Here is a 20,989-nt window from a genome sequence, read left to right as displayed (position 1 = left end):
TTGTTACTCCTTAATGTTTGGTTGATGTAGTCATTGTGTATCTTTGCCAAGCTATATACAATTCTCTAAAACTGCATAGGTGATATACATTTCTGTATGGATGACAAGAATATCCACTGGGACTACTACCGTACTGCCCTGGCGGTGCTGGAAGAAGGCTCGCTATCAGGCGCAGCCCGAGCCCTGGGCTTGACGCAGCCGACAGTAGGCCGGCATATCGAGGCATTGGAGCAGGCTTTGGGCACCAGTTTGTTTGTGCGCAATCAGTCTGGCCTGTCGCCCACCATTGCCGCGCTGGCCATGAAACCTTATGCAGAAAGCTTGCGGGCAACCGAAAGCGCCTTGTTGCGCAGTGTGTCGTCAGAAGCAAATGAGGTGAGAGGTACAGTGCGTGTTACCGCATCAGAAGTCATGGGAGTAGAGATATTGCCAGGCATGCTGGCAGGCTTGCAGCAAAGCTATCCTCAATTGAGCATAGAACTACAAATAACCAACCACACTCAGGATTTGCTCAAGCGTGATGCGGACATTGCCATACGCAATACCGAGCCCTTGCAGGATGCATTAATTGCCCGTCGTGCTGGTACGATCAGCCTGGGTTATTTTGCTCACGCTGATTATCTGTCGTGCCATGGTATGCCAGCCGATTTGATGGCGCTGAAAAACCATAGCGTGATCGGCTATGACAGGGAATTTCCCTATATCCGGGCTTTGCAAAAACGTTACCCGCAGGTACAGCGTGCTGATTTTTCCTTACGTGCCGATAGCGACCTGGTGCAGTTTTCTGCCATACGCAAAGGCTATGGCATAGGTATTTGCCAGGTTGGCCTGGCTCAGCAGCATACTTATCTGCAACGCGTGCTGGCAGATGAATTCCAAATTGACTTTCCGGTATGGGTAGTCATGCATGAGGACCTACGGTCCAGCCAGCGTTACCGTACTACCTTTGATCATCTGGTTAAGGAACTGCAGGCTCTGCTGCAAAAGGCATGAAGTACTCAAGGCTTGACCAGCAAGTGCGGATGCTGGGCGGATAATTCCTGCCATGCATCAAAACCGCCTGCAAATGGCCGGACATCTTTAAATCCCAATTGCCTCAGGGTGTGGGCTGCATGCACAGCACCTGCATCGCCAGGGCAGGCGCATATGGTGATAATCATTTCATGCAGTGGCCAATGTTGGGCAGCATTACCAACCTGCTTGACCTCGCTGACCATGGCATGAGGTATGGTGCCGGTTTCTGCAATCAGCGCCGGACTGCGCAAATCGATGATATGGGGCAGAGCGCTGGTTTTTAACGTGTCTGACATTTCAGTCGCGCTGAAGTGAGGAATGGATGCGAGTTTTTCAAAGCGTTTCTTTTGCCAGAATTTCCAGGCCAACCAGCTCAATACCAGAGCAATGAAGATTGCAGCGATACGTATCCCTTGCGCCGACAAAAATACCAGGCCAGCTTCAATTTGCGACTGCAAGGCAAAGCCTGCCAACAAGGCCAAGCCCGCCCACAAAGCTGCACCTGCTGCAGAGGCAAGCATGAATGATGTACGCGGCATGCCCAAAGCACCAGCTACAGGTGGTGCCACGGTAGAAAAACCTGGGATGAATTTGCCCACGACCAGCGACCACACACCCCAGCGATGAAATCTTGCTTCCGTCTGGTTCACACAGGAACCAGGGTTGATCGACATCTTGCATAAAAACTTCAACACGCTATAGCCAAACTTCTTCCCCGCCTGGTACCAGATCAGGTCAGCAATCAGCGAAGCGCCCACAGCTGCCATCAACAAAACCAGCAATTGCCCTGATTGTGTGGCCTGGCTGGCATTGAACATCATGGTCGGTACTGCTGGCACAGGCAAGCCCAGTTGCTGCAGCAAGACGTTGACAAACACCATCAAACTATCGTTTTGACGAAAAAAATCTGTCAGCCAGCCTTGTTGCATATGCAATTCCATTAGTAATCATGCTTGAGCAAGCATAGTGAACGGTCAAATAGATCCCGCATATCCTTATGCCTGAATGAAACTCTATTGTAGGGCATTGCCAGACTTTGCATGCAATGCGTGTTGCAAACTTAGCAGAGAACACATCAGTTCAAGCGGCCAGCCCATGCGCTGCTGATCCAGCCCTGGCAAGCAATTCTGCATATCTGGCGGGGTCCACATTCGAACCACAGACAATCACAGCCACCCGTTTGCCAGCCAGTCTTTGGCGCAAGGGGCCAAACAAGCCAGCCGTGGCAACCGCTGCAGCAGGTTCAGCCACCAGCTTGACGTCATGATATAAATCCGACATCGCAGTACAGATTTCATCATCACTGACCCTGACAATCTCATCCACAAAACGCTGACATACCCTGAAACTGTAATCCATGGCATATGGCGCGCACAGGCTGTCGGCTATGCTATCAACTACCTTTAACTTTTCTGGCTGACCAGACTGAAAGCTGCGGTACATGGCATCTGCACCATAAGGTTCAACTCCATAGACGGCACAGTGCGGTGCCAGTTGTTTGACGGCAGAAGCAATGCCGCCACATAAACCACCACCACCGATGGGCACGATCACTGCATCCAGTTGCACCACTTGCTGCATCAATTCCAAACCCACGGTTGCTGTACCCAGTGCGGTCAATGGGCCATCATAAGGATGGATCATGGTGCGCTGTTCTTCTTCAACGATGCGCTGCCCCAGTGCGAATGCCTTGTGCATGTCCACTTCCAGTATCACTTCCGCGCCATCCTGTCGGCAGGCCTTGATGCGGGTAGGGCTGGCATGACGGGGTAATACAACTTTGCAGGACACCCCCGCCAGTTTGGCCGCATAAGCAACCGCCATTGCATGATTACCTGCACTGACAGCGACCACTCCACGCTCACGCGCAGCTTCATCCAGCGCAGATATGCAATTCAAAGCGCCACGCAATTTGAATGTACCGGTTTTTTGAAACAGCTCCAGCTTCAGCCAGACCTCGGTATCTGGTTCCAGCTTGTCCAGCGCAGACCCGGTTTGCCAGTGCCAGACAGGGGTATGCAAAACCTGCTGTGACAGCCTGGCTGCTGTCTTGCGGATATCTGCCAGCGAGGGATAAGGAAAATCTGGGCTCAATAAAGTAGATGGTGAAGAGGCATGGGCGTGCAAAGGCCTGTCTGTAGCGACATGGGACATAAAAACTCCAGAATAAAAATCAGCAGAAAAAATCAGAGAAGGCGTGAGCGCGATAGTTACAGCAATAGCGCTCAGGACATCAGAATAGGATGAGCTGAAGGGCCGCCAGGCACCGGCATACGCCGTAGCTTAACGACCCGGAATAATTCGAATAATGGAAATGTCGCAGATGGAAGCAGCAGGCATTGCAATCGCGTGCACGACAGCAGATGCGGCATTAGTTGCGCATAAATTCGTGTTCAGCAGGGGATGGGTGATTGCGTGCATGAGAAAACTGTAACCGATCTTGCTGGGTATGGCAAGCGCTCTTCGAAAACAATATGGCGATGAATGATGAGCATTGGCTTAAATTTCTAATTTCTTTTCGAGCCAGGTTGGACACGTATCGTCTGTCTTGTCTGGACTAGGAAAGTAAAACTCAGCATCAAAGTATTCTGCTAGTTGTGTACCTACGAGAGCAGCATGCACGGCTTCTGGCCAAGGCGGCACTTGACCGTTAAATAGTCTAATATCACCACCCATAGACACTTTTACGAGGAACCGTTCGACAGGCGTAGATTCATTTAGTATTGCTACTATCATGCGTATGAACCAACCAGTAGAATCGCCATCCCACAAGGCTTGAATACATAAAATTTCACCAGGGAAGCCAGAAATTTTTTCCTTGAGAGCCTCAAACGTCATTGCCTCATCTGCTTCCCGTTTTTCTGCCGCGATCAATATGTCACGAGAAGGTTTCATATTTTCAAGCTCTTGCTTACACTCGTCCAGCGTCCAAGGAAGAGTTTCTCCATGTTCCAACAACTGTTGAATAAGTTGAAAATCAAAAAAATGGTCCCAAACATCCGATTCTTTATAATCTTTCCATTCAAAAACCGAACTAAGTAACAACCAGCGCTTTTGGTTCGGAAAGGACTGAGCGAGATCCCGAGCAAATTGCATTTTGTCAGGCTCAGCCGAACTTGCGATGAGATTACGCCAAACTACAGATGGCCTTACGCCAGAGCGAATGCGGTTAGAAATGTCCAAGTGAATATCTGTCGATAGCATTCGTTGATGTAAAATTAATTGTTAAAAATTGGATGATAAATTAAATCGCTCGTAAAGTGATGTCTAAACTGGAGCAGTTTCCATTTGATCTGATTATTCTTTGGTTAACTAAGGATCAGTTTCAAGATGCAATGTTGCGATTCAAGGTTTCTTCTCTTCACGTCTCTCAACAACGATTCTTGGCGTCGCATGTATTTCTTTCACAGTATAACCCTCAGGTACCGCAAATAATGTCGCCGCTGGTTCTGTGCGTTTTAAATTATTCAGTTTGTAATTCCATTCACCTGTGCGTGGGTCTGTTTGTTTTGCGTAGACGGTCATTTGCAGGTCTGGTGAATACCAGCTTTCCGAGCTGACTGTAATCGGGTTTTTATTGCCGACTTCGCCAGCAGGGATTTGGTAAGAGCGCATTTTTCCTTCTGCGCGTACGCCATCAATGTCACGGCTACCCAGGTCTTTGGTGTTGCCCTTTGTTGTCCAGTGCTTGTCCACGAATGCCATGGACATGGGGCTCAGGGCCATGAGGCTGGTGAAATTGCCTGATGTAGAACTCAGACTGGTATGCAGTGCGGGCATGTCGCTGGCGTTGCCAGCACGGATGACCCTGACCTGAACTTCTTCGCGCACATCTTTGTTGCCTTCTGCCTTGTCGCCGCTGGTTTTGCGTTCTATGCGTTTGACGATGACTTCGTCACCATTGCGCTGGGTTTCTACGCTGACTGTTTTGCCTTCCTGTTTCAGCTTGTCCAGCTTTTCTTTGGCGGCATCAAGCTTCTCTCTGGCACTCGCCATTTTTTCATCCAGGTCTTTACCCATATGCATTTTTGTTGCTGTCTTTTTTTCTGGCATGAGTATGTAGCGCAGGTTTTCAACCGGGTCAACGATGACGATGTGCTGAACATTGCCCTTGCTATCGCGCATCTCCTGACGGGTGCGGCCAGCTGCATCCCTGTAGTTCAAGCTGGTGGTTTTGTTGCTGATCTGGTTGCCATCGGCCAGAGTCTGGGTTTTCTCTGTGACGATTTCTGCGCTGTACGGCGCATTTTTTATTGGCCGGATGCTGTGCATGCCTTGCATGCTGACAAATGCCTGGCTCATGGCGTCAGACACGATTTTGTTGATGTTTTTTGAGTCGGGTATGTCTGCCAGTGCCAGCATTGGTGGCATAGATGACATTGAGGGCATCGGTGGCATGGGCGGCAGCGGTGGTACTGCAGGCACTTGTATGATTTCCACGTGGCGACGCACAGGTTTTTCTTCGGCTGGGTTTGCAGTGGCACCGTCTGTATTATTGGCATGTGCCATTGCCCAGGCAGAGCTTAACAATATGAAGAGTGGGAGTTTGGTTTTCATGATGCGTCCTTTTCTGTGTGTCATTTTTGTCTTTCTATGCTGCTTTGTTATTGAGTAGCTTATTGCTTATTTCAGGAGTCGCATGGCTAATGGCTCACCATCGGCAGCGACCAGCATTTGCGCCTGCACCATGTCGCCGGCTATTTCTGGAGATACTGGCATGCCCAGGCTGGCGAGCCAGGCTGCCGGGACTTCTGCTTCCAGCATGCTTGGTGTTTCGTTATTCAGGCGCTCCAGCGGCACCAGAGCGACGAAAGGAGGAAGCTCTGTAGTCGAAACAGTGGTACTGTCCGGCGTCAATTGACGCTGCGATACTGGAAACATGACCGTCAGCATGACTAGGCCAAAGCTGCCACTCAGCGTCAGCAAACCTGCCAGCCACGGGCGCAGGCGTTTGCTGCGTGCCTGCTTTTTATCCTTGGCCTGTTGTTTGGCAAAAGCTTGCAATAAAGTCTGCTCTATAGCCATTGGCGTATTCAGCTCCTGCAAATCTTTGCGCAAAAGACTGAACTGCTGATCCAGCAAGGCATCTCCATTGCTGGCGTCCTGTGGGGTATTCATAAGGTCTTTCATCTTTGTGTTCCGGTTTTTGCCGCTACGTTGGGTCGCCAGCCCAGTCTTTCGCTGTATTGCAGTATCGCTGCCCGCGCCCGTGACAGCCGTGAGCGAACTGTTCCTATATCTATGTCGCAAATCACGGCTATCTCTGCGTACGACAGTTCCTGCAATTCATACAAAATAATCACGTCACGATAATGAGGGCGTAGTACCGCTACTGCATGCCGCACATGTTCAGTCAGTTGCTGATGGAAGATGGCGTCCGCTGGTTCTGTTGTTTCACTCATCAAGACTTCTTCTCCATCTTCTTCGCTATATCCTGGCAAAAATTGGTGGCGGCGTTCTGCCCGGTCCTGTTTCAACAATAAATTCCTGGCCACACCGAACAAAAAATTCTGCAAACTGCCCAGGCCTGCGTCATAGCGATAGGACTTGCTCAGCAAACCCATGAAAACATCCTGCACCACGTCGGCAGCCAGCGCACTCTGACCGCAACGCATCAGGGCATAACGATAGATGGGCCCTTGGTGGCGCTGGTACAGACGTTGAAATGCGGCAACATCACCGTCGCGCATTTGTGTCAGCAAGCTGGAATCTGTCTCTTGGTTATCCACGTTTATTTGTTGGTTGTTTTAAGGTATTACTCTCAGGGGCACTAAAAGTTCCAACTATTTTCTACCTAACCGCATTTGTATGAAATGCACCAACTTGGTGAGTATCTGCCTTTATTTGGTGCGCATCTTTGCAATCCAGGCTGTTTGCCCTTGGTTCAAAACTTGCTGTGTTGCTTTTTATAATGTTTTTAGAGGGATGGTCTGTCACCAATGTTGACTTGCTTGTTATTTTGGAAATGGCGATAAATAATAAGTTTGGTGATAGCACAGACAATAAGTGAAAGAAGATATGGATCTGACACCCAGAGAAAAAGATAAGTTGCTGATATTTACCGCCGCCCTGTTGGCAGAGAGACGCAAGGCGCGCGGCCTGAAGCTGAATTACCCGGAAGCAGTTGCCCTGATCACCGCTGCCATCATGGAGGGCGCACGTGATGGCAGGACGGTGGCAGAGCTGATGTCGGAAGGCACGCAAATTCTCAGCCGTGCCGATGTCATGGAAGGCGTGCCGGAAATGATTCCTGATATCCAGGTCGAAGCGACATTCCCAGATGGCAGCAAGCTGGTCACCGTTCATCACCCCATTCCTTAGGAGAAAATCATGATACCAGGCGAAACCCTGATAGAGGATGGGGACATAGAATTGAATGTCGGTCGTGCCGTCGTCAGCATTACTGTGGCCAATAGCGGTGACAGGCCGATACAGGTGGGCTCACATTTTCATTTTTACGAAACCAATCCTGCCCTGCAATTTGAGCGCCAGCTTGCTTATGGCATGCGTCTCAATATTGCCGCTGGCACTGCCATACGCTTTGAACCGGGGCAGCAACGCAGCATAGAGCTGGTGGCCCTGGCGGGTGATAGGAAAGTCTATGGTTTCAGCGGTAAAGTCATGGGGGCGCTATGAAAATTTCACGTCATGCCTATGCTGAAATGTTCGGGCCAACTACGGGTGACCGCATCCGTCTGGCAGATACCAATCTATTCATAGAAATCGAGAAAGACTTTGCCATCTATGGCGAAGAAGTGAAATTTGGCGGCGGCAAGGTGATACGCGATGGCATGGGCCAGTCACAAAGATCACATGCTGAAGTCATGGATACTGTCATCACCAATGCCGTCATTATTGATCACTGGGGCATCGTCAAGGCTGACATTGGGATTAAAAATGGCTTGATTGCCTGTATAGGCAAGGCTGGTAATCCTGACATACAGTCGGGCGTTGATATGGCAATTGGTGGTGCGACCGAGATCATCGCCGGTGAAGGCAAGATCGTGACCGCTGGTGGCATCGACTCACACATCCATTTCATCTGTCCGCAGCAGATAGAAGAAGCGTTGATGAGCGGCGTCACCACCATGTTGGGTGGCGGTACTGGCCCGGCCACCGGGACGGCAGCAACGACTTGTACGCCTGGCCCATGGCATTTGCATTCCATGCTAATGGCGGCAGATGCATTCCCCATGAACCTGGGCTTTATGGGCAAGGGCAATGTCAGCCTGCCGTTGCCACTGGAAGAACAGGTCAGGGCTGGTGCCATCGGCCTGAAGCTGCATGAAGACTGGGGTACGACGCCGCAAGCCATCGACAACTGCCTGACCGTGGCAGACCAGATGGATGTGCAAGTTGCTATCCATAGCGATACGTTGAATGAAGGTGGCTTTTTGGAGCACACTCTGGCCGCATTCAAGGACAGGACTATCCACACCTTCCATACCGAAGGAGCGGGCGGTGGTCATGCGCCGGATATTATTGCGGCAGTGGGCGAGGCGAACGTACTGCCGTCCTCCACCAATCCTACCCGGCCTTACACTGTCAATACCCTGGATGAGCATCTCGACATGCTCATGGTCTGCCACCATCTAGACCCGGCTATTGCAGAAGACATTGCCTTTGCCGAATCACGCATACGGCGCGAAACCATCGCTGCTGAAGATATTTTGCATGATATTGGCGCCATCTCTATGATGTCTTCCGATTCTCAGGCCATGGGTCGTGTAGGTGAAGTCATCATGCGTACCTGGCAAACGGCAGACAAGATGAAGCAACAGCGTGGCTCGCTGGCAGAAGACAATGCGCGTAACGACAACTTTCGCGTCAAACGCTATATCGCCAAATATACGATCAACCCGGCGCTGACCCATGGCATTGCCCATGCAGTAGGCTCACTGGAAGTGGGCAAGATTGCTGACATCGTTTTATGGAAGCCAGCGTTCTTTGGCGTGAAACCATCGATGATCATCAAGGGCGGCATGATCGCGGCAGCCCAGATGGGTGACCCGAATGCATCGATACCAACGCCACAGCCTGTGCATTACCGCATGATGTTTGGAGCCTTTGGAGGTGGACTGAAAAAGTCATTTACCTTTGTCTCGCAGGCGGGGCTGGATGCCGGTCTGGCAGAACAACTGAAGCTGAACAAGACCCTGATCGCTGTCAAGAACACGCGCCAGATTCGTAAGAAGGACATGATACACAATAGCCTGGCGCCGAAAATGGAAGTCGATTCCGAAACCTATGAAGTCCGTGCCAATGGTGAATTGCTGGTATGCGAACCAGCAAAAATCCTGCCTATGGCCCAACGTTATTTCTTATTTTAAACAATGCTGACATTACAAACAAAGATAGAGACTGCCGACAGCATCGCCGGGCAACTGGTTTTGCCGTATGAGTTGCGTGAAAAAAGCCGTTTGCGCGCAACCTTAACCAGTGGCGAGGATGTCGCCGTGTTTACCGTGCGAGGTACTGTCATGCGCCATGGTGACCTGATGCTGGGCAATGATGGTCGTGTGATTGAAGTCGTTGCTGCTGCCGAGCCGACGTATAAGGTGGAATGCGAAACGGCTTTTAATTTATTGCGTTGCGCCTTTCATCTGGGTAACCGGCATACCCAGGCGCAGGTGGGCGACGGTTTTTTGCGTATACGCAAAGACCCTGTGCTGAAGGAAATGCTGCAAGGGCTGGGCGCAGTCGTCACTGAAGAGCAGGCCAGTTTTGAGCCGGAATCCGGCGCTTATGGCGGCGGACATCATCATGCAGGCGATGATGTACATCCGCATAATCCGCTGGCACCGATACCTTTGCGCCAGCGCATACATCGTCCTTCTGACAGCAAGGCTTGAGCATGCAGTCTGCAGCCTTACTCCATCTCCTGCAATTGGCTAGCCCATCTTTGCCCATCGGTGCCTATAGCTATTCGCAAGGGATGGAAGCGGCGATAGAAAAAGGCCTGGTGCGCAACGAAACCACAGCCCGGGAATGGATTGTCAATTGCCTGCATGAGGTGGTGGCGCGTTTTGAGGCACCAGTACTATGGCGCTTGTTGCAGGCTTTCGAGAGCAGGGATCTGGTCGCCGTATCGCACTGGACCAGTTTGTTCATCGCCGCCAGGGATACCTCAGAATTTCGGGCAGAGAGCATACAGATGGGTTATTCGCTGGGCAAACTGGTGAACGACTTGAAGATTGCTGATGTTCAGTTATTGGCAATTTTACTGGCACAACATGAATTGCCTTTGCCCACGGCCATGGCTGCTGCTGCAGTTGCCTTGCAGGTGCCGCCGGAATCAGTCTTGCTGGGCATGCTGTTTTCATGGGCAGAGAATCAGGTACTGGTAGGCGTGAAATCCATCCCTCTGGGCCAGGTGTCTGGACAACGCTTATTGCTGTCGCTGCGTCCCGAACTGGAAAAAGCAGCCCGGCTGGCGCAAGAACTGGAAGATGATCAATTATCGAACTGGTCCCCAGGCCTGTCTTTGCTGTCCATGCAACATGAGGTGCAGTACAGCCGTCTGTACAGATCATAAAAATTGAAAACAGGAAACGAACAGGAATCGAATAGATGAACACACAAAATTCAAACTCGCCAGAACCAAATCCCTTGCGTGTAGGCATAGGCGGCCCGGTCGGTTCTGGCAAAACCGCACTGTGCGAAATGCTGTGCAAAAACATGCGTGACCATTACGAAATGGCAGTCATCACCAATGACATCTACACCAAGGAAGACATGGAAATCCTGTTGCGTGCCGATGCCTTGCCTGCCGAGCGTTTGATGGGGGTGGAAACAGGTGGTTGTCCGCACACCGCGATACGTGAAGATGCCTCCATCAACCTGGAAGCGATAGCCCGCATGAGCGCAGATTTTCCTGACCTTGATTTGATACTGGTGGAATCCGGTGGCGACAACTTGGCTGCGACCTTCAGCCCGGAACTGTCTGACCTGACTATCTACGTCATTGATGTGGCTGGAGGCGAAAAAATCCCGCGCAAGGGTGGGCCTGGTATTACACGCTCTGATTTGTTGATCATCAATAAAACCGACCTGGCACCGCACGTGGGTGCCAATCTCGACATCATGGCACAAGACGCCAAGCGCATGCGTGGCGAACGCCCCTTTGTATTTACCAATTTGCGTACAGGCGACGGGCTGGAGGCAGTCGTCAGCTTCATCCGCAAACAAGGCATGCTGGACGAAGTCAAAAACTAATTTCAATCTGAAATCTGGAGATCAATATGAAACTAAATAAACTGTGCTGCCTGTGTGTGGTCGCTGCCCTCGGCGGCGCCATGATTTCATTGCCAGCTTTGGCGCATGACCGTGTGCTGCATTCCATGAATGCCTTGCAGGATGGTTTTCTTCATCCATTCACTGGGCTGGATCATTTGCTGGCCATGCTGGCGATAGGTATCTGGTCGGCACAACAAAAGCATACACATGCCTGGTTTATACCGGCCAGCTTTCCACTGATGATGCTTGCTGGTGGCGCGCTGTATCTGCTGGGTGTCGTGTTGCCAGGCGTGGAGCATGGCATAGCAGCATCTGTGCTTGTGCTTGGACTGTTGATCAGCTTTGCGGTCAAGTTGTCTGTTGGTGCGGGAATGGCTTTGGTGTCCGTATTTGCAATGGCTCATGGCTATGCACACGGGCAGGAAATGCCAGTCTCTGAGTCTGCCATGTTGTATGGCGCTGGCTTCGTACTGGCGACAGCCCTGATTCATGCTGCAGGCTGGTTTGTCAGCAATACTGCTCAAAAGATGCTGGCTAGCAAGTTGCCGCGCTTTGCCGGAGTGATGATCACTGTGGCGGGTGCTTTTTTCCTTTCATCACTCGAATGATCCCTGTTCGTAGTTGATAAAATTTCATTAGGCAGGCCAGGAGGGTCTATTTCTCCTGGCCTGCTGCCTCTTGTTGATCCTTGTCGCACAGTAATAATCGACTGTGCCGATTTCGTCTTTCAAAATGCATACAAACATCAAGACTGGGCCTGCTTGCGGGCTTACACTTTGTCATGTTCGAATCTGGCAGCGCGTGAAATAAGTTTGCAAATAGCTTATATTTACTGTGATCGATTTCTTCGCGATTTGTCAGTATCAGGTTCTTTGATTGATTTTCAAAAATTGACCGGTTCGCTCCGGAGACAAGGTAAATATCATGTGGCAAGGCGTCATTCCCGCAGTTACGACAAAATTCAACCAGGACGATACGCTGGACTTCAAGGAAATGGAACGCTGCTTCCGTTATTTGATGGATGCCGGTTGTGACGGTCTGATCGCTTGTGGTTCTTTGGGCGAAGGTCCTTTGCTGTCACATGCGGAGCGTATTGATGTGCTGAAATTGACAAAAGAAGTGACAGGCAACAAGCCAGCCCTTTTGACCGTCGCTGAGGCAGCAACACGAGACGCCTGTGCCCTGGCAGAAAAAGCCGCCAAAGCTGGCGCAGATGGTTTGATGGTTGTGCCTAGCACCATCTATCACACCAATCATCGTGAAACCGTAGCAACCCTGCGCAGCATCGCCGCTGCTGGTGATTTGCCTGTGATGATCTACTCCAACCGCCTGGCTTACCGCGTCGATGTGACGACAGACATGCTGGAAGAGTTGGCTGATGACCCACGTTTTGTGGCGGTAAAAGAATCTTCCGACGATATCCGCCGTACTACAGAAATCATCAATCGCCTGGGTAGCCGCTATGACTTGTTCACTGGCGTAGATAACCTGGCTTTTGAGGCGTTGACTGCCGGTGCGACAGGCTGGGTAGCCGGTCTGGTAGTGGCTTTCCCGCATGAGACTGTGGCAATTTATCGCCTCATCAAGGCTGGCCGTTATAACGAAGCGCTGGATATCTACCGCTGGTTCCGTCCTTTGCTGGACCTGGATGTATCTTCCTATCTGGTACAGAACATCAAACTGGTAGAAACTTTGGCCATCGATTCCAATGACCGTGTGCGTGCACCGCGTCTGCCGCTGGAAGGTGCTCTGCGCACCCGTGTAGAGCAAGTGGTCAGTGCTTCTTTGGCTAATCGCCCGGTTTTGCCAACATTTAACTGATTTTAAAATTGATGTGATGGCGCAGGAAACATGCCTATGAAGACGACAGTGTGTGTTATTGGTGGCGGCATAGTCGGCGCCACCTGTGCCTTGAAAATGCAGGAAGAGGGCTATCAGGTCAGTTTGATTGATGCCGCATCCCCCGGCTGTGGGGTAACCGCAGTTGGTATGGGTCACCTGGTCGCTTTGGATGAAAGCGACCAGGAGCTGGACTTGTGCCTGCTGTCTTTGCGTATGTGGAAAGACTTCTTCACTGAATTTCCAGGTGTGGGTGAAGTCAGTCAATGCGGCACCTTGTGGGTGGCAGAGAACGAAGACCAGCTTGTGGAAGCGCATCATCGCGCGCAAGCAATGAATGCGCGGCTATGGCGTGCCGAAGCCTTGACTGGTGAGCAAGTGCAAAAACTGGAACCGGCATTGCGACCTGGCCTTGCTGGTGGTGTCAGGGTATTTGGCGATAGCGTGGTGTACCCGCCCAAGCTCGCGCATTTCATGGCTCAGCTTCTGGTCAAGCGCGGTGGTCATCTTATTCTGGGTAAACGTGTTGCGCAGCTAACAGCAAACCAGTTGGTTTTTGCTGATGGCAGCAAGCTGACTGCAGATATCATTATCGTCGCTGCCGGTCTGGAAGTAGCCAAGCTCTTGCCAGAAATTGCCGTGTTTGGCCGCAAAGGCCATCTCGCTATTACTGACCGCTATCCCGGTCGTCTTTCACATCAGATTGTCAGCATGGATTATGGTCAGGCCGCAGTCTCTGCCGATGCACTGGCCGTGGCTGCCAATGTGCAGCCACGCAGTAATGGACAATGGCTGATCGGTTCTTGCAGACAGGATCAGCAAACTGATAACAGTCTGGACCCCAAGGCGCTGGGAGCAGTCCTGCAGTCCGCCATGAAGTTATTGCCTTGTCTGGCCGACATGCAAATCATACGCGCCTGGGCAGGCATGCGCCCGGCGTCCCCCGATGGTCACCCGATTATTGGACCTCACCCTGAACTGGCTGGTGTCTGGTTGGCGGCAGGACATGAGGGATTGGGTGTGACGACGGCAATGGCGACAGCAAAAATGCTGGCAGACCAGATCGTCGGGCGGGCAGGGGAAATAGATCATCACTATTATTCACCTGAACGTTTTTTTCCTGTGCGGGAGTTGAAATATGCGTGAGCACAATCCTGTAACTGCAAAAATCTGGATTAATGGATCCTCCTTTGAGGCGACAACAAGCATGAGTGTGGCTGCCGCCCTGATGCGTTACGACAATATGCAGACACGTCAATCGGTTTCTGGCCAGCCACGTTTTGCTGTATGCGGCATGGGCGTATGTCAGGAATGCAGGGTGCGTATTAATGGTCAGTCACACAAACTTGCCTGTCAGGAATACTGTCGCTCAGGCATGGTGATCAATACCGAAGCTACTGGTACAGGGGCTTGAATATGGTATCGGCGATGTTACCGTTTTCCACGGATATCCTCATCATAGGTGCTGGCCCTGCAGGATTGGCGGCGGCGCTGGCTGCCGCCGAACTATCGTCCACTATTACTGTCATTGATGAAAACCCCGCACCTGGTGGACAAATCTGGCGCGGTGGCCCCGCATCATGGCGCGACCAGCGGGCACATGACTTGTGGCATGCATTGGCAAATTGCCTGAATGTGCGCATGGTCTATGGTGTACGCATTGTCGCTACTCTTGCTGATAAAGAATTTTTGCTGGAGACAGCAGATGGCGCGCAAAAATTAACATGGAATAAGTTGATTATTTGTAGCGGTGCCCGTGAATTGCTTTTGCCTTTTCCAGGCTGGACTTTGCCTGGCGTTACAGGTGCTGGCGGTTTGCAAGCCTTGATCAAAGGTGGCATGCCAGTTGAAGGCAAGCGTGTCGCCGTTGCCGGTAGCGGTCCTTTGCTGTTGGCGGTGGCCGAGACAGTCATACGTGCTGGTGGCCAGGTAGTCAGTATCATCGAAACAAAAAGCAGCCAAAATTTGATACAGTTTTTCGTGGCTTTGCTCAAGTCGCATCGCGGCAAGCTGTTACAGTCACTGAAATTGTTTTGGCAACTCAAGCACGTACGTTATCGACACGATGCCAGAGTGGTCAAGGCGCATGGTGAGCAGCGCCTGCTTGGCATCAGTCTGCAGCATGGTGAAAAGAAAATTGACTTGAGCTGTGATTTGCTTGCTTGTGGTTTTGGTCTGTTACCAAATCTGGAAATTGGCACCCTGCTGGGATGCGAAATCAGGGATGGCAGCGTTGTTGTCGATGCCAACCAGGCCAGTACACGTGCCGATATCTGGGTGGCAGGCGAGGCTTGTGGTATAGGCGGTGTTGACAAGGCTTTGGCAGAAGGGCACATTGCAGGTTTGGCTGCGATTGGACATACAGCTGAGCAAGATGATATCGCACGTCGTGCCCATGCTAGGGAATTTGCTGATTTACTCAAGCACAGTTTTGCGACAGATGACAGCCTACGCAAGTTATGCAAGCCAGACACGCTGGTGTGCCGCTGTGAAGATGTCAGCGCCAGGCAATTAGGTGAACATAGCGACTGGCGTACAGCAAAGCTGATGACCAGGGCAGGTATGGGCGCCTGTCAGGGGCGTATTTGTGGAGCGGCCTGCCAATTCATGTTTGGCTGGGATGCACCAGGCTTGAGACAACCGGTTTTCCCGACAAAAACATCAACTCTCGCTGCCCTGAATGGTGCCGCGGGTAATGCTGAACAATAAGACTATAAAACAAGGAAGAATAAAGATGAAACAACTGTATATCAACGGTAGCTGGCATGACGGCGCAAACTTGACTGTCACACGCAGCCCTTCTGACCTGGGTGAGGTAGTAGGCGAGTACGCCAGTGCAGGTATTGAACAGGTGGAACTGGCGATTGCTGCTGCGCGCGATGCGGCAGAAGGCTGGCGCAATTCTGGTGTGCAGCAAAGGGCAGATGCGCTTGACAAGATAGGCACAGAAATCAATGAACGCAAAGCCGAACTCGGCAGTTTGCTGGCACGGGAAGAAGGCAAGACCCTGCCAGAGGCCATAGGTGAAGTAGGCCGTGCAGCCGCCATTTTCAAATTCTTTGCCCAGGAAGCCTTGCGCATACGCGGTGACAAACTGGCCTCGGTACGTCCGAGTGTAGACGTTGATGTTACTCGCGAACCGGTAGGCGTGGTCGGCATTATCGCCCCCTGGAATTTCCCTATTGCCATTCCAGCCTGGAAAGCTGCACCTGCGCTGGCTTATGGCAATACCGTGATTTTGAAACCTGCAGAACTGGTGCCAGGTTGTTCCTGGGCTATGGCAGAGATTATCAGCCGTTCTGGTTTGCCTGCAGGCGTCTTCAATCTCTTGTCAGGCCCTGGCCGTATTGTCGGTGAAGCCTTGAGTAAGGACAGCAGGGTGGATGCTATCAGCTTTACAGGTTCCGTAAGCACCGGTAGCCGGGTCCTGGCAGCTTGCGCTGCACGTCGCGCCAAGGTGCAACTGGAAATGGGTGGCAAAAACCCGCTTGTGATATTGGCAGATGCTGACCTCGATGTGGCAGTCAATGCAGCAATTCAGGGATCTTTTTTTTCTACTGGCCAGCGCTGCACGGCTTCTTCCCGTCTTATCGTTGAAGAGAAAATTTACCCGGCATTTGTGGCCGCGATGATAGATAAACTGAAGAGCCTGAAAGTAGGACATGCCTTGCAGGCTGGTATAGATATAGGCCCGGTTGTCGACAAGTCTCAACTCGATCAGGATTTGCGTTACATTCAGATCGCCAAAGATGAAGGTGCCAAGCTGGCCTTTGGTGGCGAACGCCTGTCGCGTGATACCGATGGTTATTTCCTCAATCCGGCCCTGTTCGTTGATTGCGATCCTGCCATGCAACATACCCGGGAGGAGATCTTTGGCCCGGTAGCGTCCGTAATCCCCGCCAAAAACTATGAGCATGCGCTGCAACTGGCAAATGATACTGAATTTGGCCTGACAGCAGGGATTTGTACAACGTCATTGAAATATGCGACTCACTTCAAGCGACATGCCCGTGCAGGTATGGTCATGGTCAACCTGCCTACGGCGGGAGTTGACTATCATGTTCCATTTGGCGGCAGCAAGTCGTCCAGTTATGGTGCCCGCGAACAGGGTAGTGCTGCTGTGGAATTCTTTACTACGATGAAGACCAGTTATACCGGTTGCTGATCTTTTATTCGCTCTCTAGCAAGCAAAAAAGCAGCTGATGGCTGCTTTTTTGTTTTTTTGTGCCTGTTTTTGACCCATTCCTCCGTTGATATCACTGTTCAGGCCCTGATTTGTGCATTCTGTCGCAGGCCTGTGGAAGCCTCTGGTGTTCTTTTATAAGATGCTTACATCGAATCACAGAACACAAGAAATCATCAAATTCACAATTGAGCTACAGGGAGCCCATCATGAAATCCGAAACCACAACAAACATCACATCAAATAAGCGCATGGCCATCATTCTCTTATCCATCCTTGTCTTTGTCATGATAGTCATGTCATCCTTCCATGGCATGGACGTGCAGATCGATAATGAAGATATGGATGGTATAGGCGGCTTCTTTGGCATCGTGCTTGGTTGCGGGATTGCAGTTGTGGCAGTGGTTTTTGCCCTTAGCCTGACAGGCATGGTGCTGGCCAGTGTGGCGGTATTGTTATGTGTGATTTTTGCTGTGGTAGTAGGTTCTCTGGCACTGGCATTGCTGCCTTTGCTCCTCCCCATCTTGCTGGTGGTCGGTCTGGTAGCCTTGTTTTCTCGCAAAACTACTTGAGTAATCGCTTGTATAGCTACCTGACTAGCTATTGAGGTTTGGTACGTAAAATAAATTGTATGGCTTGCTCCGCAAGTTCATCAATACTGATCCCGGAACCGCGCCTATACCATTGCGCAGTCCAGTTCAGCGTACCAAACATCAGCAATTTGTCGATACGGGTTGGCATGGCCCAGTCTCCTGAAGCATGCAGGGCAATGATGACTTGCTCCCATGCTGCTTCATACCTGTCCTTGAGTGCAATGATGCGTGCGCGGGCCGGTTTGTCCAACGCACGCCATTCATACAGCAAGACAGCAATAAAATCATGTTCGGGCGCCAGCAAGGTATTCAGATGCACTTTGACCAGATGTTGAAAAGCAAGGCGTGGAGGCAAATCTGCCAAGGTCAGTTTCTCTATTTCTTCCAATGATTTTTGCATGCCTTGCTCCATCACGGCGACCAGGATGTCTTGCTTGGTCTTGAAGTGATAAAACCAGCTGCCAGACTGTATCCCCACGGCGGCAGCGATATCGCGCACGGTGGTGTTGTCGTATCCCTTTTTTCTGAATAGTTGTGCTGATTTTCTGATCAAATCCTGGCGTATGCTCTCAGAGTCATCCAGCACAGGGCGACCGCGTTTTTTTGTGGTTTCTGCGCCTGGCAATGCTTGGCCTGTCGTGTCTGTGATAATTTCTTTAGGCATTGCTATTGGGGATAGTCTTCTAAAAAATGTGTTGGGTGCTTTTCTGATTGATCTTGATGGTAACCTTAAATATAGCCGCTATCAATCAAGCGAGAAAAAATCAGGCACAAATGCCTGAGACCATAACAATGGAGACACAGTATGAAAATCAAACCAAGCTGGATGACGCCAGAGCTGGAAACTTTTCGAGACGCAGTACGCCGTTTTGTCGATGCCGAAGTTACTCCAAACCAGGAGCGCTGGAAAAAACAACAACATGTAGACCGCGATATCTGGGACAAGGGTGGTGCCATGGGTCTCTTGCTGGCTGACATACCTGAAGAATACGGCGGCTCTGGTGGCAGCTTTGCCCATCAATCCGTCGTTTTTGAAGAGCTGACTTATGCCGGTGACATGGCCTTTGGCATACATGTGCATGCGATAGTTGCCCATTATATTTTGAACCAGGGTACGGAGGAGCAAAAGAAAAAGTATTTGCCCAAGCTGGCCTCAGGCGAAATGATCGCCGCTATCGCCATGTCTGAACCCGGTGCAGGGTCTGACCTCAAAGGCATACGAACGACCGCGAGACGTGAGGGTGACAGTTATGTCATCAATGGTTCCAAGACTTTTATATCGAACGGCTATATGGCCGATCTGGTGGTGGTCGTGACCAAGACTGACCCTGAAGCTGGCGCCAAAGGTATATCGCTGATCATGGTAGAAACCAAAGACTGCCCAGGCTATCGGGTAGGGCGCATACTGGAAAAGATAGGTCAAAAAGGCCAGGATACTTGCGAACTTTTCTTTGATGATGTGCGCGTGCCGCTGGACAGGGTACTCGGTGGCGTTGAAGGCAAGGGCTTTACCCAACTGATGACAGAATTGCCTTATGAACGCACGATACTGGGCGTATCCGGCGTTGCCGCCATAGAGCGCGCACTGGATCTGACGATCACCCATACCCGTGAGCGCAAAGCCTTTGGTCAGGCCCTGATAGAAATGCAGAATACTCGTTTTGTATTGGCAGAGATCAAGACTGAGGCAACCATAGCCCGTACCTTCATTGACCGCTGTATCGTTGACATGATGGAAGGGCGCATGGATACCGAGCTGGCATCAATGGCCAAATACTGGATATCTGATTTGCAGTGCAAGGTCATCGACCAGTGCCTGCAATTATTTGGCGGTTACGGCTACATGCTGGAATACCCGATAGCGCAAATGTATGTCGATGCGCGGGTACAGCGCATCTATGGTGGTGCCAATGAAATCATGAAAGAAATCATTTCACGTAATTTATAAACAAAAAAAGACGGGAATAGAACATGGCTGGACCTTTACAGGGCATACGTGTCATAGAAATGGTAGGACTGGGGCCTTGTCCCTTTGCGGCCATGATGCTGGCTGACATGGGGGCGGAAGTGATACGCATAGACCGCAAGCTGGCTCCAGGCGCGAATAACCCTTTTCCCATGCTTGGCACCAAATATGATGTCATGGCCAGAGGGCGCCGCTCGCTGGCGCTGGACCTGAAACATGAAGAAGCCAAAGCGGTGTTGCTGGATCTGGTAGCAAGTGCCGATATCTTGCTGGAAGGTTTCCGCCCCGGTGTCATGGAAAGGCTAGGCCTGGGGCCTGAAATTTGCCAGCAACGCAATCCACGTCTGGTGTATGGGCGGATAACTGGCTGGGGCCAGGATGGCCCGCTTGCCCAGGCAGCAGGGCATGACCTGAATTACATTGCACTCAGCGGCATGTTGCATGCCATGGGACGTGCAGATACGCCACCGGCTCCGCCCTTGAATCTGGTCGGTGATTTTGGTGGCGGTGCCATGATGCTGGCTTTTGGTGTGGTTTGTGCTGCACTGGAGGCGCGCAGTTCTGGCAAGGGTCAGGTGGTGGACGCTGCCATGGTCGATGGCTCCGCTTTATTGGGGGCGATGATTTATGGCTTTCGTGCCTTTGGTGCATGGTCAGACCAGCGTGGAGCAAATATGCTGGATGGCGGCGCGCATTTTTATGACACCTACGCCTGTGCTGACGGGAAATTCATTTCCATAGGGGCGATAGAGCCACAGTTTTATGCTTTGCTGCTGAAAATTGCTGGTATCAGTGATCCTGCATTCAATGCGCAAATGGATAGCCGGAAATGGCCAGAACTGAAGATAAAATGTACGGCGCTGTTCAAGACTAAAACCCGCCAGCAATGGTGTGACTTGATGGAAGGAACAGATATCTGTTTCGCCCCGGTACTGGATATGGCAGAAGCGCCTGAGCATCCGCATAATCAGGCCAGAGCCAATTTTACTGATATTGAAGGCATATTGCAGCCAGCACCTGCACCGAGATTCAGCAGGACAGCGGCAGAAATCAGCCGACCGCCGGCAGTGTCAGGCCAGCATAGTGCAGAAATTTTGCATGACTGGGGAATGAGCGAAGAGCGTATCACCCATTTAAAAGAAAATCAGGTGATTTGAA

The 20,989-nt window shown here is 51.2% G+C and carries 23 protein-coding genes; 16 read left to right on the top strand and 7 right to left on the bottom strand.

The window, feature by feature from the left end; translation table 11 throughout:
• The first annotated feature begins 96 nt into the window (after positions 1-96).
• Positions 97-993: a LysR family transcriptional regulator gene (locus Q8K39_RS11410; RefSeq protein WP_305260229.1), complete on the top strand. Its 897-nt coding sequence runs from the start codon at positions 97-99 to the stop codon at positions 991-993.
• Positions 994-998: 5 nt separating this feature from the next.
• Here the strand turns inward: Q8K39_RS11410 and Q8K39_RS11405 are convergent, their stop codons facing one another.
• The 6 genes from Q8K39_RS11405 to Q8K39_RS11380 all read right to left on the bottom strand — a co-directional run bounded on the left by Q8K39_RS11405 (position 999) and on the right by Q8K39_RS11380 (position 6,743).
• A complete protein-coding gene (locus Q8K39_RS11405) occupies positions 999-1,943 on the bottom strand; it encodes a VTT domain-containing protein (RefSeq protein WP_305260227.1) in 945 nt (314 codons plus the stop codon).
• A 151-nt stretch (positions 1,944-2,094) separates the two neighbouring features.
• Positions 2,095-3,168 (bottom strand): threonine/serine dehydratase, encoded by a 1,074-nt coding sequence (locus Q8K39_RS11400; protein ID WP_305260224.1) that lies wholly within the window; start codon positions 3,166-3,168, stop codon positions 2,095-2,097.
• 345 nt (positions 3,169-3,513) lie between these two features.
• Positions 3,514-4,197 carry a hypothetical protein gene (locus tag Q8K39_RS11395; RefSeq protein WP_305260222.1) on the bottom strand — a complete coding sequence of 228 codons (684 nt, stop codon included), beginning with the start codon at positions 4,195-4,197 and terminating at the stop codon, positions 3,514-3,516.
• A 162-nt stretch (positions 4,198-4,359) separates the two neighbouring features.
• Positions 4,360-5,571, bottom strand: coding sequence for a hypothetical protein (locus tag Q8K39_RS11390; RefSeq protein WP_305260220.1), 1,212 nt, complete (start codon positions 5,569-5,571; stop codon positions 4,360-4,362).
• Between the two features lie 66 nt (positions 5,572-5,637).
• The gene (locus tag Q8K39_RS11385; RefSeq protein ID WP_305260218.1) at positions 5,638-6,132 is read right to left on the bottom strand and encodes a hypothetical protein; all 495 of its coding nucleotides are present in this window, start codon (positions 6,130-6,132) and stop codon (positions 5,638-5,640) included.
• A gap of 8 nt (positions 6,133-6,140) precedes the next feature.
• On the bottom strand, positions 6,141-6,743 hold the full coding sequence (locus Q8K39_RS11380) for an RNA polymerase sigma factor (protein ID WP_305260216.1): 603 nt from the start codon (positions 6,741-6,743) through the stop codon (positions 6,141-6,143).
• A gap of 289 nt (positions 6,744-7,032) precedes the next feature.
• Between Q8K39_RS11380 and Q8K39_RS11375 the strand changes: the two genes are divergently transcribed.
• From Q8K39_RS11375 to Q8K39_RS11315, 13 genes are all read left to right on the top strand, one after another.
• On the top strand, positions 7,033-7,335 hold the full coding sequence (locus tag Q8K39_RS11375) for an urease subunit gamma (RefSeq protein ID WP_110253278.1): 303 nt from the start codon (positions 7,033-7,035) through the stop codon (positions 7,333-7,335).
• 9 nt (positions 7,336-7,344) lie between these two features.
• Positions 7,345-7,650, top strand: coding sequence for an urease subunit beta (locus Q8K39_RS11370; protein ID WP_305260214.1), 306 nt, complete (start codon positions 7,345-7,347; stop codon positions 7,648-7,650).
• On the top strand, positions 7,647-9,344 hold the full coding sequence (ureC, locus tag Q8K39_RS11365) for an urease subunit alpha (protein ID WP_305260212.1): 1,698 nt from the start codon (positions 7,647-7,649) through the stop codon (positions 9,342-9,344). The genes Q8K39_RS11370 and ureC overlap by 4 nt, the downstream gene beginning before the upstream one ends.
• Before the next feature lie 3 nt (positions 9,345-9,347).
• Entirely contained in the window at positions 9,348-9,866 is a 519-nt protein-coding gene (gene ureE, locus Q8K39_RS11360) for an urease accessory protein UreE (protein ID WP_305260211.1), read from the top strand.
• Between the two features lie 2 nt (positions 9,867-9,868).
• A complete protein-coding gene (locus Q8K39_RS11355) occupies positions 9,869-10,549 on the top strand; it encodes an urease accessory protein UreF (protein ID WP_305260209.1) in 681 nt (226 codons plus the stop codon).
• A 35-nt stretch (positions 10,550-10,584) separates the two neighbouring features.
• The gene (gene ureG / locus Q8K39_RS11350; protein ID WP_305260208.1) at positions 10,585-11,229 is read left to right on the top strand and encodes an urease accessory protein UreG; all 645 of its coding nucleotides are present in this window, start codon (positions 10,585-10,587) and stop codon (positions 11,227-11,229) included.
• A gap of 26 nt (positions 11,230-11,255) precedes the next feature.
• Positions 11,256-11,858 carry a HupE/UreJ family protein gene (locus tag Q8K39_RS11345; protein WP_305260206.1) on the top strand — a complete coding sequence of 201 codons (603 nt, stop codon included), beginning with the start codon at positions 11,256-11,258 and terminating at the stop codon, positions 11,856-11,858.
• Between the two features lie 316 nt (positions 11,859-12,174).
• Positions 12,175-13,071: a dihydrodipicolinate synthase family protein gene (locus Q8K39_RS11340; RefSeq protein ID WP_305260205.1), complete on the top strand. Its 897-nt coding sequence runs from the start codon at positions 12,175-12,177 to the stop codon at positions 13,069-13,071.
• A gap of 36 nt (positions 13,072-13,107) precedes the next feature.
• Positions 13,108-14,235, top strand: a complete 1,128-nt coding sequence (locus tag Q8K39_RS11335) for an FAD-binding oxidoreductase (protein ID WP_305260204.1) — start codon at positions 13,108-13,110, stop codon at positions 14,233-14,235.
• Positions 14,228-14,503 carry a 2Fe-2S iron-sulfur cluster-binding protein gene (locus tag Q8K39_RS11330; protein WP_305260203.1) on the top strand — a complete coding sequence of 92 codons (276 nt, stop codon included), beginning with the start codon at positions 14,228-14,230 and terminating at the stop codon, positions 14,501-14,503. Before Q8K39_RS11335 ends, Q8K39_RS11330 begins: the two co-directional genes overlap by 8 nt.
• Positions 14,504-14,517: 14 nt before the next feature.
• Positions 14,518-15,798, top strand: coding sequence for an FAD/NAD(P)-binding oxidoreductase (locus Q8K39_RS11325; RefSeq protein WP_305260201.1), 1,281 nt, complete (start codon positions 14,518-14,520; stop codon positions 15,796-15,798).
• Positions 15,799-15,823: 25 nt separating this feature from the next.
• A complete protein-coding gene (locus tag Q8K39_RS11320; protein WP_305260199.1) occupies positions 15,824-17,254 on the top strand; it encodes an aldehyde dehydrogenase family protein in 1,431 nt (476 codons plus the stop codon).
• Positions 17,255-17,481: 227 nt separating this feature from the next.
• Entirely contained in the window at positions 17,482-17,844 is a 363-nt protein-coding gene (locus Q8K39_RS11315) for a hypothetical protein (protein ID WP_305260197.1), read from the top strand.
• Between the two features lie 28 nt (positions 17,845-17,872).
• Here the strand turns inward: Q8K39_RS11315 and Q8K39_RS11310 are convergent, their stop codons facing one another.
• On the bottom strand, positions 17,873-18,529 hold the full coding sequence (locus Q8K39_RS11310) for a TetR/AcrR family transcriptional regulator (protein WP_186951249.1): 657 nt from the start codon (positions 18,527-18,529) through the stop codon (positions 17,873-17,875).
• Between the two features lie 141 nt (positions 18,530-18,670).
• Between Q8K39_RS11310 and Q8K39_RS11305 the strand changes: the two genes are divergently transcribed.
• Together Q8K39_RS11305 and Q8K39_RS11300 are read left to right on the top strand one after the other, a co-directional pair.
• Positions 18,671-19,813, top strand: a complete 1,143-nt coding sequence (locus tag Q8K39_RS11305) for an acyl-CoA dehydrogenase family protein (RefSeq protein WP_305260194.1) — start codon at positions 18,671-18,673, stop codon at positions 19,811-19,813.
• A 23-nt stretch (positions 19,814-19,836) separates the two neighbouring features.
• Complete coding sequence (locus Q8K39_RS11300) at positions 19,837-20,988, top strand: CaiB/BaiF CoA-transferase family protein (RefSeq protein ID WP_305260192.1); 1,152 nt, start codon at positions 19,837-19,839, stop codon at positions 20,986-20,988.
• Position 20,989: the final 1 nt, after the last annotated feature.

It is taken from the genome of Undibacterium sp. (genome assembly GCF_030683615.1).
In the GTDB taxonomy this organism is placed as follows: Bacteria; Pseudomonadota; Gammaproteobacteria; order Burkholderiales; family Burkholderiaceae_D; genus Undibacterium; species Undibacterium umbellatum.
This window is presented reverse-complemented; position numbering and strand designations above follow the sequence as displayed.

What these genes read in the sequence shown, in the direction of transcription:
- Q8K39_RS11390 (WP_305260220.1), bottom strand. Translation starts at nt 5,571, where the DNA reads ATGAAAACCAAACTCCCACTCTTCATATTGTTAAGCTCTGCCTGGGCA.
- Q8K39_RS11375 (WP_110253278.1), top strand. Translation starts at nt 7,033, where the DNA reads ATGGATCTGACACCCAGAGAAAAAGATAAGTTGCTGATATTTACCGCC.
- ureC (WP_305260212.1), top strand. Translation starts at nt 7,647, where the DNA reads ATGAAAATTTCACGTCATGCCTATGCTGAAATGTTCGGGCCAACTACG.
- Q8K39_RS11405 (WP_305260227.1), bottom strand. Translation starts at nt 1,943, where the DNA reads ATGCAACAAGGCTGGCTGACAGATTTTTTTCGTCAAAACGATAGTTTG.
- Q8K39_RS11310 (WP_186951249.1), bottom strand. Translation starts at nt 18,529, where the DNA reads ATGCCTAAAGAAATTATCACAGACACGACAGGCCAAGCATTGCCAGGC.
- Q8K39_RS11410 (WP_305260229.1), top strand. Translation starts at nt 97, where the DNA reads ATGGATGACAAGAATATCCACTGGGACTACTACCGTACTGCCCTGGCG.
- Q8K39_RS11300 (WP_305260192.1), top strand. Translation starts at nt 19,837, where the DNA reads ATGGCTGGACCTTTACAGGGCATACGTGTCATAGAAATGGTAGGACTG.
- Q8K39_RS11345 (WP_305260206.1), top strand. Translation starts at nt 11,256, where the DNA reads ATGAAACTAAATAAACTGTGCTGCCTGTGTGTGGTCGCTGCCCTCGGC.
- Q8K39_RS11370 (WP_305260214.1), top strand. Translation starts at nt 7,345, where the DNA reads ATGATACCAGGCGAAACCCTGATAGAGGATGGGGACATAGAATTGAAT.
- Q8K39_RS11315 (WP_305260197.1), top strand. Translation starts at nt 17,482, where the DNA reads ATGAAATCCGAAACCACAACAAACATCACATCAAATAAGCGCATGGCC.
- Q8K39_RS11355 (WP_305260209.1), top strand. Translation starts at nt 9,869, where the DNA reads ATGCAGTCTGCAGCCTTACTCCATCTCCTGCAATTGGCTAGCCCATCT.
- Q8K39_RS11320 (WP_305260199.1), top strand. Translation starts at nt 15,824, where the DNA reads ATGAAACAACTGTATATCAACGGTAGCTGGCATGACGGCGCAAACTTG.
- Q8K39_RS11330 (WP_305260203.1), top strand. Translation starts at nt 14,228, where the DNA reads ATGCGTGAGCACAATCCTGTAACTGCAAAAATCTGGATTAATGGATCC.
- ureE (WP_305260211.1), top strand. Translation starts at nt 9,348, where the DNA reads ATGCTGACATTACAAACAAAGATAGAGACTGCCGACAGCATCGCCGGG.
- ureG (WP_305260208.1), top strand. Translation starts at nt 10,585, where the DNA reads ATGAACACACAAAATTCAAACTCGCCAGAACCAAATCCCTTGCGTGTA.
- Q8K39_RS11305 (WP_305260194.1), top strand. Translation starts at nt 18,671, where the DNA reads ATGAAAATCAAACCAAGCTGGATGACGCCAGAGCTGGAAACTTTTCGA.
- Q8K39_RS11400 (WP_305260224.1), bottom strand. Translation starts at nt 3,168, where the DNA reads ATGTCCCATGTCGCTACAGACAGGCCTTTGCACGCCCATGCCTCTTCA.
- Q8K39_RS11385 (WP_305260218.1), bottom strand. Translation starts at nt 6,132, where the DNA reads ATGAATACCCCACAGGACGCCAGCAATGGAGATGCCTTGCTGGATCAG.
- Q8K39_RS11325 (WP_305260201.1), top strand. Translation starts at nt 14,518, where the DNA reads ATGTTACCGTTTTCCACGGATATCCTCATCATAGGTGCTGGCCCTGCA.
- Q8K39_RS11335 (WP_305260204.1), top strand. Translation starts at nt 13,108, where the DNA reads ATGAAGACGACAGTGTGTGTTATTGGTGGCGGCATAGTCGGCGCCACC.
- Q8K39_RS11340 (WP_305260205.1), top strand. Translation starts at nt 12,175, where the DNA reads ATGTGGCAAGGCGTCATTCCCGCAGTTACGACAAAATTCAACCAGGAC.